The organism is Hymenobacter sp. B1770, from assembly GCF_049896385.1.
Classification (GTDB): domain Bacteria; phylum Bacteroidota; class Bacteroidia; order Cytophagales; family Hymenobacteraceae; genus Hymenobacter.
Map to the genome: position 1 here is coordinate 158,833 of NZ_JAFCUF010000005.1, position 14,755 is coordinate 173,587.

Below are 14,755 nucleotides of genomic sequence, written 5' to 3' on the forward strand. Positions count from 1 at the left end.
CCGCGTCTTCATCGACGCCCAATCGGCATGCAAGATACAATCGGCCTTGCAAAACTTCCGCTCTGTATTACAAGGCCAACGGGCAGCCCCGGCATAAGCCAAGGTTGCCCGTTGGTTGTTAAAGCTTAACAAAGGAAAACTACCGGCTCGAATAATTAGGAGCCTCCTGCGTGATTTGTACATCGTGGGGGTGCGACTCGCGCAGGCCCGCCCCGGTGATGCGCACGAACTGCGCGGCCTGCAGGGCCTCAATGTTGGCCGCACCTACGTAACCCATGCCCGCCCGCAGCCCACCGGCAAGCTGATAAATCACCTCCGAAACATTGCCTTTGAACGGCACGCGGCCTACGATGCCCTCGGGCACCAGCTTTTTCACGTCATCCTCAGCGTCCTGGAAGTAGCGGTCTTTGCTGCCGTCTTCCATGGCTTCCACCGAGCCCATGCCGCGGTACGATTTGTATTTGCGGCCTTCGTAAATAATAAGGTCGCCGGGGGCCTCCTCGGTGCCGGCCAGCAGCGAGCCCACCATCACGGCGGCAGCGCCACCGGCCAGGGCTTTCACCACATCGCCGGAAAACTTAATGCCGCCGTCGGCCACCAGCGTTACACTGGTACCTTCCAGGCCGCGGGCCGCTTCGAGCACGGCCGAGAGCTGTGGCACCCCAATGCCGGCAATGATGCGCGTGGTGCAGATGGAGCCCGGCCCCACGCCCACTTTCACGCAGTCGGCACCGGCATCGGCCAGGGCGCGGGCTCCGGCGGCGGTGGCCACGTTGCCGGCCATCACATCGAGGTTGGGGTAGGCGGCCTTGATGGCACGCACAGCGTCCATTACGCCCTTGGAGTGGCCGTGAGCAGTATCGAGGCTGACGAGGTCGACGCCGGCTTCTACCAGGGCGGCTACGCGCTGGAGCAGGTCGGGCGTGACACCCACGGCAGCACCCACGCGCAGGCGGCCCTGGCGGTCTTTGCTGGCGTGGGGGGCACGGCGGCGCTTTCGGATGTCTTTGTAAGTCATAAGACCGGCGAGGCGGCCGTCGCTGTCTACCAGAGGCAGCTTGTCAACTTTGCTATCGGTCAGGAGCTGCTCGGCGGCGGCTTGGTCGATGCCGGCCGGGGCCGTAACAAGGCGCGCCAGGGGAATCATGACCGTAGTTACCGGCTGAGAAAGGTCTTTCTCGAAGCGCAAGTCGCGGTTGGTGAGAATGCCCTGCAGCCGGCGGTCGTCGCTGATGATGGGGATGCCGCCGATGCCGTGCTTGCGCATCAGTTGGCGGGCGTCGGCCAGGGTGTTGGTGGGGGTGAGGGTGAAGGGGTCCTGAATCAGGGCCGATTCGCTGCGCTTCACACGCCGCACTTGGTCGGCCTGCGCTTTGATGGACATATTCTTGTGAATAATGCCCAGACCGCCTTCCTGCGCCAGTGCAATGGCCATGTCCGACTCCGTAACGGTGTCCATGGCCGCCGAAATGAGCGGGGTTTGCAGCCGAATGTTGGGGGTGAGGCGGGTGCCGGTGTCGCAGTCTCGGGGCAGTACCTCGGAGTACGCTGGGAGCAGCAGTACGTCGTCGTAGGTCAGAGCCTCGAAGGCAATTTTGGGGGTTGCGGAGTCCGCCATAGCAAAAGGGGTTGGGGGTTGGGGCCTTTTGCCAGTCAAAGATACGGTGAGAAGTTGGGTTGAAGCCCAGCTAAGTGCAGGTTCAGGGTTACTCTTTTACGAATTTTACCACGATTACCTCGGCGCCAGCGCTTATTCGAGACAGGTAAAGCCCCGCCACTAAGCCGCGCAGATTCACGGCTTCACCATGGTGCACGGCGGTTGGCAATACCGTGCGGCCGCGCGCATCCGTGATTTCAACTCCGGCCTCGGGCAGGGAATTGGGGAAGACTATTCTCAACTCCTGAGCGGCGGGGTTGGGATACAGGCTGGTCGAGAGGCGCTGGCTTTTGCGCACCGGGGTAGCCACGGCAGGCGCAAACAGCCATGAGTAAGCCGCCGGGAATTCGCGCTTCCAAAACCATTCGGCGTGCTGGCCATCGGCCCGCGGGTTGAAGCTTAGGTTGGCCGCAGGCACGCCGCCGCGTAGCAGCGAGTCGCGCATGGCAGTCATTTGCGGGACCATGGAAGTGCTTTCACTAGTGCCGCTCACGAAGTAGAAACGGGTATCGAGGTTGGCCGGGTGCGTGTGCACGTAGTTGAACAAGGGCTGGGCGGCAAACCAATAGGCTGGCGAAAACACGCCCACTTTTCCAAACACAATGGGCTGACGCAGAGCCGCGTAGGTGGCAATGAGGGCGCCCATGCTGGAGCCGGCGATGCCGGTGTTTTCGCGGTTGGAAAGGTTGGTGTCGATGTGGGACTTGATGGTCTGCACAAGAAAATCCAGGTACAGGTCGCCCTGCCCGCCGCCGTGTAGGGGATTGTTCCAGGGCGAGTACTCGTCGAGGCGGGTGCTGCCGCCGTTGTCGATGGCCACCACAATGCAGCCAATGGGGTCCTGCCCGTTGGTGTGTAGCAGATTCAACGCTTCGTCGATGACCCACTCGCCCGCAAACGCGGTCAGGTTATCGAAGACGTTGTGGCCGTCCTGCATATACAACACCGGGTAGCGGCGCCCGCTGGTGGCGTAGCCGGGCGGCAGGTACAGCCACACGCGCGGGGTATGGCCCAACTGGGGCATCTGAAACGCAGTGGAAATGTGGAAATTATGCTGACATTGGCAGCGGCCGTTAACTGGCCGCTGGGCGTGCCGCCCGCCAGGTCTTCCCAATTCAGAACCTAATGCAAGACTGAGCCGGTACTGCTGCCAAACGTGAACGTGCGGTTGGGCACCTGGCCATTAGAAACTGTGGTTTCAACCGTCGCCCACGAACCCCGGGTGAAATTGTACTCGATGGTGCCCGTGCTGGCGGGCAGCGTGATTTGATAGCTACCATCGGCCGCGTTGAAGGTGAGGGCGTGAACTGCGCTGGCGGGGTTCCAGCTATCTATTATAAAGAGCCAGCCATATAAATCGTGGTACTAGCCGGGGTGTTGGTCAGCACGGCGGTAAGCCTGAAAGTGACGTGGGCCTGCGCCGTGAGTCCGAGGAAAAGCAGGAGCAGCGAGAAGAGCTTTTTTATGGAGTAAGCGAGGTAGTGAGCGTTGGTGGGATTTGTTGGGGCATGAAGGTACAGCGTCGTGCTGAGCCTGGATGTTTGCGATATGTTCGGAAACAGCGCAAACAATTCGAGGCTGCACGCCGTCTTAGCACCTACCATTTCACAGTACGATTTTTATGGCTGATTCCACCTCCCAAACCTGGTTCATTACCGGCGCTTCGTCGGGCTTCGGCGAAGCTCTGGCTACTTATATTCTTGAGCAAGGCGGCCACGTGGCCGCTACCTTCCGCAAGCCCGAGCAGGCCGAAACCTTTACCGGCAAAGAAGCCGGGCGCACCTTCGGCGTGGTGTGCGACGTGACCAACGAAGCGCAGGTGAAAACCGCTGTAGCCGATGCCATTGCTCATTTCGGCCACCTCGATGTGGTGGTTAATAACGCTGGCTACGGTTCCATGGGCAGCATCGAAGAGGTGCCCGCCGAGGAAGTGCAGCGACAGTTCGACGTGAACGTGTTCGGGGCGCTGCACGTGCTGCGGGCCGTGCTGCCGCACCTGCGCCAGCGCCGCTCGGGGCACATTCTCAACATCACCAGCATTGGTGGGCTGCGGGCGTTCCCCGGCGTGGGCGTATACAATGCCTCCAAGTTTGCGCTCGAGGGCATTGGCGAAAGCCTGTCGCTGCAGCTGGCACCGCTGGGCATCCACGTCACCAACATCGAGCCGAGCGGCTTCCGCACCAAGTGGGCGGGCGAGTCGGCCACCTTTGCCGATACCAAAATTGAAGACTACCAAGCCACGGTGGGCGAAAACATGCGCTCCATTCAGGGTTACAGCGGCCGGCAGCCCGGCGACCCCGTGCGGGCTGCCAAGGCCATGTACGAGGTAGTGCAAATGGAAAACCCGCCCCTGCACCTGCCCTTGGGCAAAGCAGCCGTGAAAGGCGCCCGCGAAAAGTTTGCTAACCTGAGCAAAGAGCTGGAGCAGTACGCGGAGATGGGCGAAGCGGCCGATTTTGCGGCGGGCGAGTAATAAATGCGCGTAGCGAGCCTTCTAACTATCAGGTAGAAGGCTCGCCTATCGGCCCACTGGCCGGGTAAGCTCGACCAAACCGCGGCTGCGGGCGCCGCGTATCTTCGCCCCATGTCCCTTCCTTCCAACGATTACGAAGCCACTTCCTGGGAAGACCTGCAACGCCTGCTGTTTCAGGAAACTTGGGACGAAGGCCTGGGCCGATTCCGTTCCCCGTTTGTGTACCGCGGCAGCCGCTCGCGCCACTACCAGTTGAGCACCAGTCTGCAGCGCCTCGGTGGCAATTACCACCAACTGGAAAACCACTTGCTGCGCAATTTTCGCAAGTACGCCCACGACACAACCCAGACCATTCAGGCGGCCAGCACCTGGGACTGGCTGGCCCTGGCCCAACACCACGGCCTGCCCACGCGCCTGCTCGATTGGACGTATTCGCCCTACGTAGCCCTGCACTTTGCCACCGACGACCTGGACGCCTACCACGAAGACGGCATCATATGGGCTCTCAACTACGTGAAGGCCGCCGAGCACCTGCCCAAGCGCCTGCAGCAGGCCCTGCGCAAAGAAGGCTCCAACGTCTTCACCTCCGAGCTGCTTCAGCCCTTAGGCAATAACCTCGGCGACTTGGAAGAGCTGCAGGAAACCCCTTACGTCCTGTTTCTGGAGCCGCCGAGCCTCGACGCCCGCATCGTGCACCAATACGCGTTGTTCTCGCTGATGAGCACGGCCCAAAGCGTGCTGCACGACTGGCTGACGGAACGCCCGGAGCTGTATTTCCGCATCGTGATTCCGGCCCATCTCAAATGGGAAGTACGCGACAAGCTCGACCAGGCCAACATTACGGAGCGGGTGCTGTTGCCCGGCCTGGGCGGGCTGAGCCGCTGGCTGCACCGCCACTATTCCCCCGCGCGCGGCAAGGACGCTGGTGGGCCCGGCGGGGAGTTGCCAGGGTAGATGAGGCGCTACCGCCGGACCAGGGAAACATGGTTCGGCGTAGCAATGGCCACACTTACCTGCACAGCATTGCGGGCCCGGGCCGCTCCGGCGGCTCCAGCTGCCTGGGTTTGGTGCAGGTAGGCCATTTCTACGGTGGCAAGGCGGCTTACGCGGTAGCCTAGGCCGGCACTGATGCGGTTTTCTTCCAGAAAGCTTCGGCCCTCGTTGGAGCCCAGGCCCGCGAATAGCTCATTGGCTGCCACCAGAAACAAGCCCCCCCGCGGCAACACTCCGCCCGAATGCAAGGGCACCACTACCCGTAGCTGGTAGCGCAGGCGCGGCGCAAACTCAAAGGCAGCCTCTGGGGTAGGGCGGAGCCACCGTTCCTCGGCGCGCAGGCGGTGGCTGGCCCGCACCGGTCCGGTGACGTCGGTGACGGCTATTTCCTGATACAACCGGTGCTCGGGCGCTATGGCATTATCGCCGCCGGGGGTATCGTATTCGTTACCGGCCAGCACATAGCCCGTGGTAAGGGTGAAGCTGGGCGCGAGGTGGAAGCGGAAGCCCAACCGGCCAAGCTGCTGGGCCGTGAGTTGGGCATTGCTTTGGCGCGTTTCCACTTCCGAATATAGACTCCAGCGACCGCGCAACGGCATGTCGGCGCTCAGCCTTACCCAGCCCACAGGTGCTCCTCCGCCCTGGCCCAGAGCCGGCCCAGCCCAGGCCAGCAATACCAGCAGCATTAGCGAGGAGAGGTGTTTCATACCCACAAGTTACGTAATTGTTATGTGGCATTACGCAATTGTTACCTCAATAAATTAAGCTTTATTTTATACTAGGCCCTTGGTGGATAGAGCATCAGCAGGAATGGCTCATTGGCCCAGTCGCTTTTTGGTGAGCTTGGTTGGAATATGCTCCATGGGCTTGTCGGGCCAGGGATGCCTGGGGTAACGGCCCTTTAGGTCTTTGCGCACCTCGAAGTAGCCCCGCTCCCAGAAGCTGCGCAAGTCGCGCGTGACCTGGGCGGGGCGCCCGCCGGGCGAGAGCAGGTGCAGCAGAAGCGGCACACGCCCCCCGGCTACCGTGGGGGTTTCGGTCAGGCCAAACAACTCCTGCAGCTTCACGGCCAAAACTGGGGCCGCGGCGTCGCTGTAATCCAGCGTGATATCGGAGCCGCTGGGTACTTCGAGGGCGGCCGGCGCCAGGCGGTCGAGCAGTTGGCGCTGGTTCCAGCCCCCGGGCAGGCGGCTCAGCAGGGGCTCACTGAGGTCAAGACGCTGAACATCGGCCAGGGTTTTCAGGCCGGTGAGGTGCGGGCCAAGCCACTCTGCCAGTTCCTGAGTCAACGTTTCCTCGTCGTAGGCGGGCCACTCTTCTTCTGCTGGGGTAGTGTCCTGGGCTGGGAAGTGCTGGCGCAAAAACTCCAGGCGCTGCTGCAGCTGGCGGGCCGCGGGCGTCCAGTTCAGCTTGTTCAGGCCGGCTTCCTGCAGATAAGCCAGCAGGGCCTGGCCCACCAGCACGGGGTCGGGCTGCCCGATGACGGCCTCCGCGAGCAGCAGGGCGCCAAGGCGGCGCACGCGGCGGCCGGTCACGCGCTGCGCTACAGGGTCGTAGCGCACCTCGTCGGTGGTGGTAATCTGGTCGGCAAAGGCCAGTTCCAATTCGTCTTTGCCCAAGGGGGCAGCCAACGTAGCGCGGGGTGCCGACGCCGTCCCGGCCAAGTGTGCAACCGCAAAAAAATCAGCCTGCGCATCCACGTCCGTCGTGTTCAGGCTCACCCGCTGGCCGGTTACCAAGCGCAGCCGGTCGTGGGTTTCGCGCTGGGCCAGCCGGTCGGGGTAGGCGAGGGCTGTGAGCAGGCCCACAGGGGCACTGGCAAGGGTATGGGCTGATGAGGCTGCGGGTTTGGGGAGTCGGCCAGCGAGGTTGCGAGCTACGTCGCGCACACGCTGCAGGGTGGCGTGGTGCAGGGCCAGGCCCGGCAACGGTGGACGTCCGTTGTCCAGGGCTTCGAGGCGCAGGCGCAGGTCGGGCGGGGCGGGGCGGGTATCGGTAGGGGAAGCCCAGCGCAACAAGTCCCGCTCAGCAAGCAAAGCCGCTAAAGAGCCTGCGGCCGCGCCATAACCCAATTCCTGCCCGCGCACCACTAAGTGGCCTAAGCGCGGCGGCAGGCCCAGGGCCGCCAACTGCCGGCCGTGGGCCGTGGGTTTGGCTGTGTTTTCCAATGCGCCCAGGCGCAGCAGCAGCTCCTGGGCCTGAGCGAAAGCCGCTGCGGGCGGCAGGTCCAGCCAGCGCAGGTTTGCCGGTTCGGCTGCGCCCCACAGGGCGAGCTCCAGCACCAGGCTGCTTAGGTCGGCGGTATGAATCTCGGGCGGGCGATGCGCCGGGAGGTTGTGGTCCTCGGCTTCGGTCCAAAGCCGGTAGCAGGTGCCGGGTGCCAGACGGCCGGCCCGGCCGCGGCGTTGGTCGGCCGCCGCACGAGCCACGGGCACGGTTTCGAGGGTGGTGAAGCCCGTGCGTGGCACAAAGCGCGGCACCCGCGCAAATCCGCCGTCGATGACGACGCGCACGCCCTCAATGGTGAGGCTGGTTTCGGCGATGCTGGTGGCTAGAATGACCTTGCGGCGCCCGGCGCGGGAAGGGCGCAGGGCCGCATCCTGGGTTTCGAGGGGCAGCTCGCCGTGCAATAGGTGCAGGTCGATGGTATCGGCCAGGGGGTCGGCGAGCTTGCGGGCGCAGCGCTGCAAGTCGCCTACGCCGGGCAGAAATACCAGCACATCGCCCTCGGCGTGGGTGTTCAAGGCGGCTCGCACCTGCGCTGGCACCAACTCGGCTAGGCGCTCGGTGGGCTTGTTGGGGAGGGCCGCGGCCCGGCGCGGGTCGAGATAGTGGGTGTCAATGGGAAACAAAAAGCCCGACGACGACACCACCGGTGCCGGCAGCCACTGCCCCAGCCGCTGCGCCTCCAAGGTGGCACTCATGACGAGGATGCGCAGCTCCGGCCGCAACACCGCTTGCGCATCCAGCGCTAGGGCCAAGCCTAAGTCAGCATTGAGGCTGCGCTCGTGAAATTCGTCGAATACCACCGCCGCCACGCCTTCCAGGGCCGGGTCGTCCTGAATCATGCGCGTGAGAATGCCTTCGGTGATGACCTCGACGCGGGTTTCTTTTGATACCTTGCTGTCGAGGCGCACGCGGTAACCAATGGTGCGGCCCACGGGTTCGCCCAGCAACTGAGCCAGGCGGGCCGCGGCGCCCCGTACGGCCAGCTGGCGGGGTTCCAGCACCAGTATTTTGTCGGCAGGCTGGCGCCACTCCGCGGCCAGTAGCGCCAGCGGCACCACCGTGGTTTTGCCCGCCCCGGGCGGAGCCTCCAGCACCACCCGGGCATTGGCGGCTAAGGCTGCCCGTAGAGCAGGCAGCGCCGCGATAATGGGCAGGTCGGGCAGAGGCGGGAGAGCAAAGGCGGAATTCACCCACCAAAATTACACCCGCTGCATTGGCCACAGCTCCACACTGACGGAGCCGCCGGCGTTTACCAGCGGCAGGCCCTCGGGCGTAGGCAGGCCGTGGCTTTCGAGGAGTGTCGATTCGTAGTGCAGCACGTTTGCGGCATGCAGCGGCCATGGAGCGTGTGCTACCCGGCCACGGTAGAGCTTGGTGCAGGCCTTGTTGCTGGCGTAGAGGCAGTAGCGCTCCGTGAGGAAAAAAGCCAGGGAGTCGGGTTCCGGAGGTGGGAGGGGAGCCCCTATGGTCCAAGTGGCACGGAAGGTGGCCTCCGGCATTCCCGAGTGCTTGCGCTCAGCCTTGAATTGCCGCAGCTGCGGGTTTGGGCTTTCCAGGCTCATGGTGGCGCGCAGGTAGGGAAGGTTGAAAAACGTGCGCGCGGCCCACACAGCCAGGGCGTTGGTGGCATCGAGCGAGAAGAACCACACGCCTGGCACACCATCGAGGTGCACATAGGTGCGCACGTTCAACTCTAGGAATTCGTTGGCGCCCGGCACCGGCGGGCTGACGCGGGTACGCACCTTTGACATGCGGAATGGCACCACCGCCAGCCATGCCATGCCGTCGTAAGTATCGATTTGCAGCCGGGGCGGTAGGTGCGGCTGCAGCAGCTCGGCCGGCACGGGCCAGTGCATAAACAGCAGGTCACCCCATTCCTGGCGCAGCAAGGGAGCGCCGGGCGGGCGGTCGCGCATAGCCAGTCGGTTGGCCAGGGTAGGGGTCCCGGGTGCTGGTGTTAGCATGGTGGGAGTTGGGAAGTCAGGCATAGGCAGAGCATCAGGAAAAGGCATAACAAAGCAGCGTCGAAACTGACTGATATTTCAGGTTGATTGCGGTGCTTTGGTAGGGTTTTATTGCATTATGATTGGAAACAGCTACTTGTAAGTTGCTGCTTATAAGGCTGCCGGTATATTGTGCCTTGTCTTCCATAGCATTACTACGTTTTCTATCGTGTCTAGACCGTCGCGTTGCCTGATACTCAGCCTTTTTCTCATGAGCGGCGCTGTTGCGGCCCATGCCCAAGCCAATTTGGTTAATGGCGTTCGAAACGGCATTTTCCTCGGCGCAATGGCTGTTAAAGCCAATAAAAAAGGAACTGATTATTCCCTCACAACTCTCACTTACCGGGGACAGGACTTCAGCGTGAAGCGTACGCCTGGTGCCGAAAATACCGGCCCGGCGGCCGACTATATCGTTATGCTGGAAGCCCAGCTCGAAAAGTGCTATACTGCCCTAATCGCCGACTCGGTGGGCGCGGTTTGCCCGGCCAGCCAAAAGGCCGCCATCAAGGCATCCCAAGCCTATATCGCGAACGCGCAGCCCAGCTGGAACCTGAAGCCCTACCGTGCCGAGCTGGCCTTTTACGAAGCGGAAGATGCCCGCCGTCAGCGGGCAGCCGGAGCCCCAGCCAAGTAGCGCTTAGTAGCGCGGAAATTCCGGGTCGACCTGCGAAGCCCAGGCGGCCACGCCGCCGCGCAGGTTCAGCAGGTTGGTGCGGCCCAGGCGGTGGCGCAGGTAGCCCAGGGCCTGCGCGGAGCGCACGCCGTGGTGGCAAATGAGAACCACAGGCCCGTCGGGTCGAATTTCATCGGCCCGACGAGGCACTTCGTCCAGCGGCAGCAGCACGCTGCCGGGAAGGTGGCAATAGTCGAATTCTTCGGGCTGACGCACGTCTACTAGTTGCAGGTCGTCGCCGGCCTGCAGGCGGCGGTGCAGCTCTTCGGCGCTGATTTCCAGGGATACGCTTTCCATAGTTTGAGAGTACAGAGGGCAAAAGTAGGTTTCGCCGTTCTACCTTGCGGCTTTCTTACTTGCTGGTGTTGGCTGCATTTCTCTCTTCCGATTTATTTACTGCCGTTTGGGCCGAGGTGCAATCGGCTAGTTCCCTGGAAGTAGCCGCCGTGCTCACGGGGGTGGCCTGCGTGTGGCTGGCGGCCCGCAATTCCATCTGGAATTTTCCCATTGGCATCATCAACGGGCTGCTCTACCTGGTGGTGTTTAAGCAAGCCAAGCTGTATTCAGACGCTGGCTTGCAGCTGGCTTTCATCAGTCTTTTGATATATGGTTGGGTGAAATGGCTGCGGGGCGCTGCCACGCCCGATGCTCCCCAACTGCCCATCACGCGCACGCCGCGGCACGTGGGATGGTGGCTAAGCGGAGCGGGGCTGCTGTATGCGGTGGTGGCCGGGGTATTGCTTAGCCGCCACACCGACGCGGCCCTGCCGTATCTGGACAGCAGCACCACGGCCATTAGCCTGGCAGCCCAAACGCTGCTGTCGCGCCGCAACCTCGAAAACTGGCTGCTGTGGATAGGCGTCGATGTCGTCTACATTGGCATGTATTGGCATCGGCACCTCTACCTGACCAGCGGCCTGTATGTGGTGTTCACGGGGTTGGCGGTGTATGGGTACTGGCAATGGCGACGCGAGCTGCGAATGCAGGAAGCCCAGCCACAGCAAATAGCCGCCTGATGGAATAGGTGGGATTTTTTTAGAACCTGGCATTCCAGCCTAAAATTCGCGTACAGCTACTAATACAAGGTCAATAAGCACACGCTGAGTTGCCCTGTCTAAGCTGGTTTTATTGGGTTCGTATGGCAGCCCCTTTGTGTTCCACCCGCCATTGGGGACAACCTGATTCTTCATCCAGTAGTAATTCCTGACTTATAGCCGACTCTTTCCCTTCACCGTTCTTTTCCACCCTACGTTGCTGCGCGTTTCCCTTACCGGCCCCGAATCCACGGGCAAATCCACATTGGCCGCCCGTTTGGCGGCGCACTACGGCACCACCTTTGCCCCCGAATTTGCCCGTGAATACCTGGCAGTATCCGGCCCTCACTACACGCCCGAGGACCTGGAAGAAATAGCCCGCGGCCAAGTAGCTGCCGAAGTCGAGGCTGAGGCCCGTGCCCACCGGGTGGTTTTCTACGACAGCGACATGCTGGTAATTAAAATCTGGGCCGAGCACGCCTTTGGGCATTGCCCGGAATGGATACTGAGCCGAATGAATCAGCAGCAGTACGACCTGGTGCTGCTGATGGGCATCGATATGCCCTGGCAGCCCGACCCCCTGCGCGAGCACCCTCACCTGCGGCAGCAGTTCTATGACTTATATCAACGCGAGCTGCGCGAGCAAATGGCCAACTTTGCCGAGATAACCGGCAACGGCGAGCGACGTTTCTCCCAGGCTTGTTTTCTGATTGATGAGCTGTTGCGCGCAACTTCGCACCCCACCGCTTTACCCGTGAAACCCATGCCGGCTCCGCCTGCTCACTACTCCCTCGTTTCGCCCAGCTGCCGGGCCACGTTTGCCGCGCATGGCGCCGAACTCACCAGCCTGATTACGTCGGCCAACGGCCTCGAATACCTGTGGCCGGCCGACCCCGCCGTGTGGGCGCGCCACGCGCCCGTGCTGTTTCCGCTGGTGGGGCGCCTGCCCGGCGATGCCTATCACCACGAGGGCCGCGACTACAAGCTGCCGCAGCACGGTTTTGCTCGCGACCAGGTTTTTGCCGTGCTACGGCACAGCCCCACCGAGCTGGTGTTTCAGCTGCAGCACGACGAGGCCACCCGCGCAGTGTTCCCGTTTGCCTTCGAGCTGACCATCACTTACGCCCTGCGCGACGCCCTGCTCACGGTGCGCTGGGACGTGCGCAACCCCGCCACCGACCAGCCCTTGCTGTTCAGCATTGGCGCGCACCCGGCCGTTCGCTGCCCCTTGCTGCCCGACGAGGCCTTCGAGGATTATTACTTTGAGTTCGACCACCCGGTGACCTTGGAGCGCCACTTACTGCATGGCGGCCTGCTCACCGGCCAAACTGCGCCCGTGCTGAACGACGAGCGGGAGCTGCCGCTCACCTACGAGCTGTTTGCCGACGACGCTCTGGTTTTCAAACACTACGATTTCACGCGCCTCACCCTGCGCTCGCGCAAGTCGGCGCATTTCGTGCGGTTTCAGTTCGATGGCTTTCCCTACCTCGGCCTCTGGACTAAGGGACCAGGGGCAGGATTTGTGTGCGTAGAGCCCTGGCACGGCATTGCCAGCCCCACAGGCGAGCCCGGCGAGCTGCGCGAAAAAGAGGGCATTCTCACGCTGGAGCCCGGCCAGGTGTTTTCGGCGTCTTACACCATTGAAGTGGGCTAGGCACGGGCGAGCGGACGGGTGTTTTTACGAGTGCATCCTGGCCGCTGCAGTTCTTAGGGTGGGAGACAATGCGCACTTACCCAGCCCCAGGCTTTGCCACCGGTGCGCGTCCATCACTGTCGTGACTAATAAGGCGTGGGGCAGGGTGACAATGGCGGCCACCACCAACGCCAGACTAAACCAAGCTGTGGCATCGGGCAGGCGTGGCGCCAACACGCGGCCCAGTACCAGCAGCGCTACGCAGCTGACGAGCAGCAGCGGCGCCGCCCGCCGCAGAAAGAAAACGAGCTGCGCCAGCAATTCCGAACGAGCTGCCTGACCTTTGGCGCCAGAAGCGTAACCCAGCCAGCCATTGAGGCGCAGAATGTGCTGTAAACTGTGCCAGAACACAAAATACACTGCCACCGAAAGCCGCGGGGGCAGGGCCACAAACAGCAATATTAGCACCGACACCTCCACCAGCTCGGTTTTGAGAAAACCGGTTCGGTGCTGCCTCGCATACCCGGCCCAAAGTGCTGCGTGCCCACCCATTACCAGCACGCCTAGCACCACCGCAATGGCTCCGAAAGTGGAGGCCGAAACGGCCTCTGCGCCTACGAAAGCGAGCAGCTCGTTTACCAGGCTCATGGTTTCGTGGGCGCGGCCCCAGGCGGGTACTGCAAAAATCAGCAAGCCGCGCAGCAGGCTATGCGCGAGCCACCAGCCGGTGGGCACCTGTTTGTTAGTGGGAGCATCGGCTGAGCCCCAGTGCCACACCGTGAGTAGGAAAAAGCCTGCCACCGTAGCTGCCGGCCACAGCCACCAGAGCAAGCCCACCAGTGCGGCCAGACCAAGGTAGCCCGCTAGAAACTGCCGCCAGTAGTGCCACCCCGTCAGGGCGCGGCCTGCGGGCTGGCGGGCCGGCAGCACAAACTGGTCGCAGGCGCCGTGGGCCACACCGAGCACCACCATGCCTATAGCTAATGGTACTCCAAGCAGTACGCCCGCCACCGCCGGAAATGCTAGCCCAAGGCCCACTAGTGCCAGCACAGCAGCGTAGGAATGGTGCCGATGGGAAGACCATCCGGGAGCGAGAGAACTAGGCATAGAATAGTAGCATGGCAGTGAGTAACAACGTAGCTGTTGTACAACTAGCCCACGCACAAGGCCTGTTGAGAACTCTGCCCCAGTGAGGTTGGGCCAGAGTTCTTTGCTCATAGGATACCCAATTGCTCCACAAGCATAGCTCAAGCATAGACTGGCCTCTACTACGGAAGCCGCGCTGACAGTGGCGACTTTTACTGGCGCACTGCGCTAAGCCTTACCGTGCATTCACCGGGCCAAAGCGGGTTTTGCTGTCGGTGTCGATACTGCTCATTGTCGGTACGCTCATAGGTGCGGAGGCGGCAAAAAAAGAGCAGTTTTAAGGCCGTTAGTGGGCCCAAAAACTGCTCCTTAGCTTACCCGTGGTAACCTTGTCAAGCAAATGCAATCAGTGAAGAGTGCCCTAAACCCCTACCCGGCGTTTGTTGTAATCGGGCTCCCAGTCGTTGATGGGCCGGGAAATACCGGGCGGCAGGTCCAGGTCGGGCAGGCCGGGGTCATGTGGTTCGCCACCATCGTCGTCGCCGTCGTGCGGCGGGGGAGGAGGAACGGCGCGCCGTCGGCGCGGAAGCACCAGCATGAACAGGAAAAAAGCACAGAAAGCAACGGCGTAGATGAGGCTAAACATGACGGAAGCAGCTAAAGCGGTGCAAAACTTTCAACGAAGCTTTGCCTGCCGGCGTTGCGCCGGCGGACGTCTCTAAATTAATTGACTTTCAACAAACGACCAAGGGATGTGTTGGTGCCCGATGGGTCAATTGCCAAATTTTGCTGCTGTACCAGAGCCGGGTTTGTACCTTTGTGCCCTGTTTAGGGGTGCTGCCTTTTAAAAGAAGGTGGCTGAGATGATACCCATCGAACCTGAACCGGGTAATGCCGGCGAAGGGAATAAACAATCCGCGGACGTTTCCGCTGCCGCTCCGACCCCTGGGGCGCCGGCGTGTTCCATATTTTAC

At 62.1% G+C, this 14,755-nt stretch carries 13 protein-coding genes and 1 riboswitch; of the genes, 5 read left to right on the forward strand and 8 right to left on the reverse strand.

Annotated features, from left to right (window positions below):
• Positions 1-139: 139 nt before the first annotated feature.
• Together guaB and ACP7AJ_RS11985 are read right to left on the reverse strand one after the other, a co-directional pair.
• A complete protein-coding gene (gene guaB, locus ACP7AJ_RS11980) occupies positions 140-1,618 on the reverse strand; it encodes an IMP dehydrogenase (protein WP_426060439.1) in 1,479 nt (492 codons plus the stop codon).
• Between the two features lie 88 nt (positions 1,619-1,706).
• The gene (locus ACP7AJ_RS11985; RefSeq protein WP_426060440.1) at positions 1,707-2,681 is read right to left on the reverse strand and encodes an alpha/beta hydrolase-fold protein; all 975 of its coding nucleotides are present in this window, start codon (positions 2,679-2,681) and stop codon (positions 1,707-1,709) included.
• A gap of 597 nt (positions 2,682-3,278) precedes the next feature.
• On the opposite strand from ACP7AJ_RS11985, the gene ACP7AJ_RS11990 reads away from it, so the two are divergent.
• Both ACP7AJ_RS11990 and ACP7AJ_RS11995 read left to right on the forward strand, forming a co-directional pair.
• Entirely contained in the window at positions 3,279-4,130 is an 852-nt protein-coding gene (locus ACP7AJ_RS11990) for an oxidoreductase (RefSeq protein ID WP_426060441.1), read from the forward strand.
• A 111-nt stretch (positions 4,131-4,241) separates the two neighbouring features.
• The gene (locus tag ACP7AJ_RS11995; protein ID WP_426060442.1) at positions 4,242-5,084 is read left to right on the forward strand and encodes an FRG domain-containing protein; all 843 of its coding nucleotides are present in this window, start codon (positions 4,242-4,244) and stop codon (positions 5,082-5,084) included.
• An 8-nt stretch (positions 5,085-5,092) separates the two neighbouring features.
• Here the strand turns inward: ACP7AJ_RS11995 and ACP7AJ_RS12000 are convergent, their stop codons facing one another.
• The 3 genes from ACP7AJ_RS12000 to ACP7AJ_RS12010 all read right to left on the reverse strand — a co-directional run bounded on the left by ACP7AJ_RS12000 (position 5,093) and on the right by ACP7AJ_RS12010 (position 9,340).
• A complete protein-coding gene (locus ACP7AJ_RS12000) occupies positions 5,093-5,830 on the reverse strand; it encodes a DUF2490 domain-containing protein (protein ID WP_426060443.1) in 738 nt (245 codons plus the stop codon).
• A gap of 108 nt (positions 5,831-5,938) precedes the next feature.
• Positions 5,939-8,542, reverse strand: a complete 2,604-nt coding sequence (gene hrpB, locus ACP7AJ_RS12005) for an ATP-dependent helicase HrpB (protein WP_426060444.1) — start codon at positions 8,540-8,542, stop codon at positions 5,939-5,941.
• Positions 8,543-8,551: 9 nt separating this feature from the next.
• Positions 8,552-9,340 carry a YqjF family protein gene (locus ACP7AJ_RS12010; protein ID WP_426060445.1) on the reverse strand — a complete coding sequence of 263 codons (789 nt, stop codon included), beginning with the start codon at positions 9,338-9,340 and terminating at the stop codon, positions 8,552-8,554.
• Between the two features lie 301 nt (positions 9,341-9,641).
• On the opposite strand from ACP7AJ_RS12010, the gene ACP7AJ_RS12015 reads away from it, so the two are divergent.
• Positions 9,642-9,989, forward strand: coding sequence for a hypothetical protein (locus ACP7AJ_RS12015; protein WP_426060446.1), 348 nt, complete (start codon positions 9,642-9,644; stop codon positions 9,987-9,989).
• Positions 9,990-9,992: 3 nt separating this feature from the next.
• Here the strand turns inward: ACP7AJ_RS12015 and ACP7AJ_RS12020 are convergent, their stop codons facing one another.
• Positions 9,993-10,325 (reverse strand): rhodanese-like domain-containing protein, encoded by a 333-nt coding sequence (locus tag ACP7AJ_RS12020; RefSeq protein WP_426060447.1) that lies wholly within the window; start codon positions 10,323-10,325, stop codon positions 9,993-9,995.
• A gap of 68 nt (positions 10,326-10,393) precedes the next feature.
• Here ACP7AJ_RS12020 and pnuC point away from each other — a divergent pair, with 68 nt between their 5' ends.
• Entirely contained in the window at positions 10,394-11,044 is a 651-nt protein-coding gene (gene pnuC / locus ACP7AJ_RS12025) for a nicotinamide riboside transporter PnuC (protein ID WP_426060448.1), read from the forward strand.
• A 235-nt stretch (positions 11,045-11,279) separates the two neighbouring features.
• A complete protein-coding gene (locus ACP7AJ_RS12030; protein ID WP_426060449.1) occupies positions 11,280-12,716 on the forward strand; it encodes an AAA family ATPase in 1,437 nt (478 codons plus the stop codon).
• Between the two features lie 24 nt (positions 12,717-12,740).
• Here ACP7AJ_RS12030 and ACP7AJ_RS12035 read toward each other — a convergent pair whose 3' ends face one another.
• Together ACP7AJ_RS12035 and ACP7AJ_RS12040 are read right to left on the reverse strand one after the other, a co-directional pair.
• The gene (locus ACP7AJ_RS12035) at positions 12,741-13,802 is read right to left on the reverse strand and encodes a Brp/Blh family beta-carotene 15,15'-dioxygenase (RefSeq protein WP_426060450.1); all 1,062 of its coding nucleotides are present in this window, start codon (positions 13,800-13,802) and stop codon (positions 12,741-12,743) included.
• Positions 13,803-14,202: 400 nt separating this feature from the next.
• Positions 14,203-14,427 (reverse strand): hypothetical protein, encoded by a 225-nt coding sequence (locus tag ACP7AJ_RS12040; protein WP_426060451.1) that lies wholly within the window; start codon positions 14,425-14,427, stop codon positions 14,203-14,205.
• Positions 14,428-14,601: 174 nt separating this feature from the next.
• A riboswitch (TPP riboswitch) is annotated at positions 14,602-14,706 on the forward strand.
• The last annotated feature ends 49 nt before the right edge of the window (positions 14,707-14,755 follow it).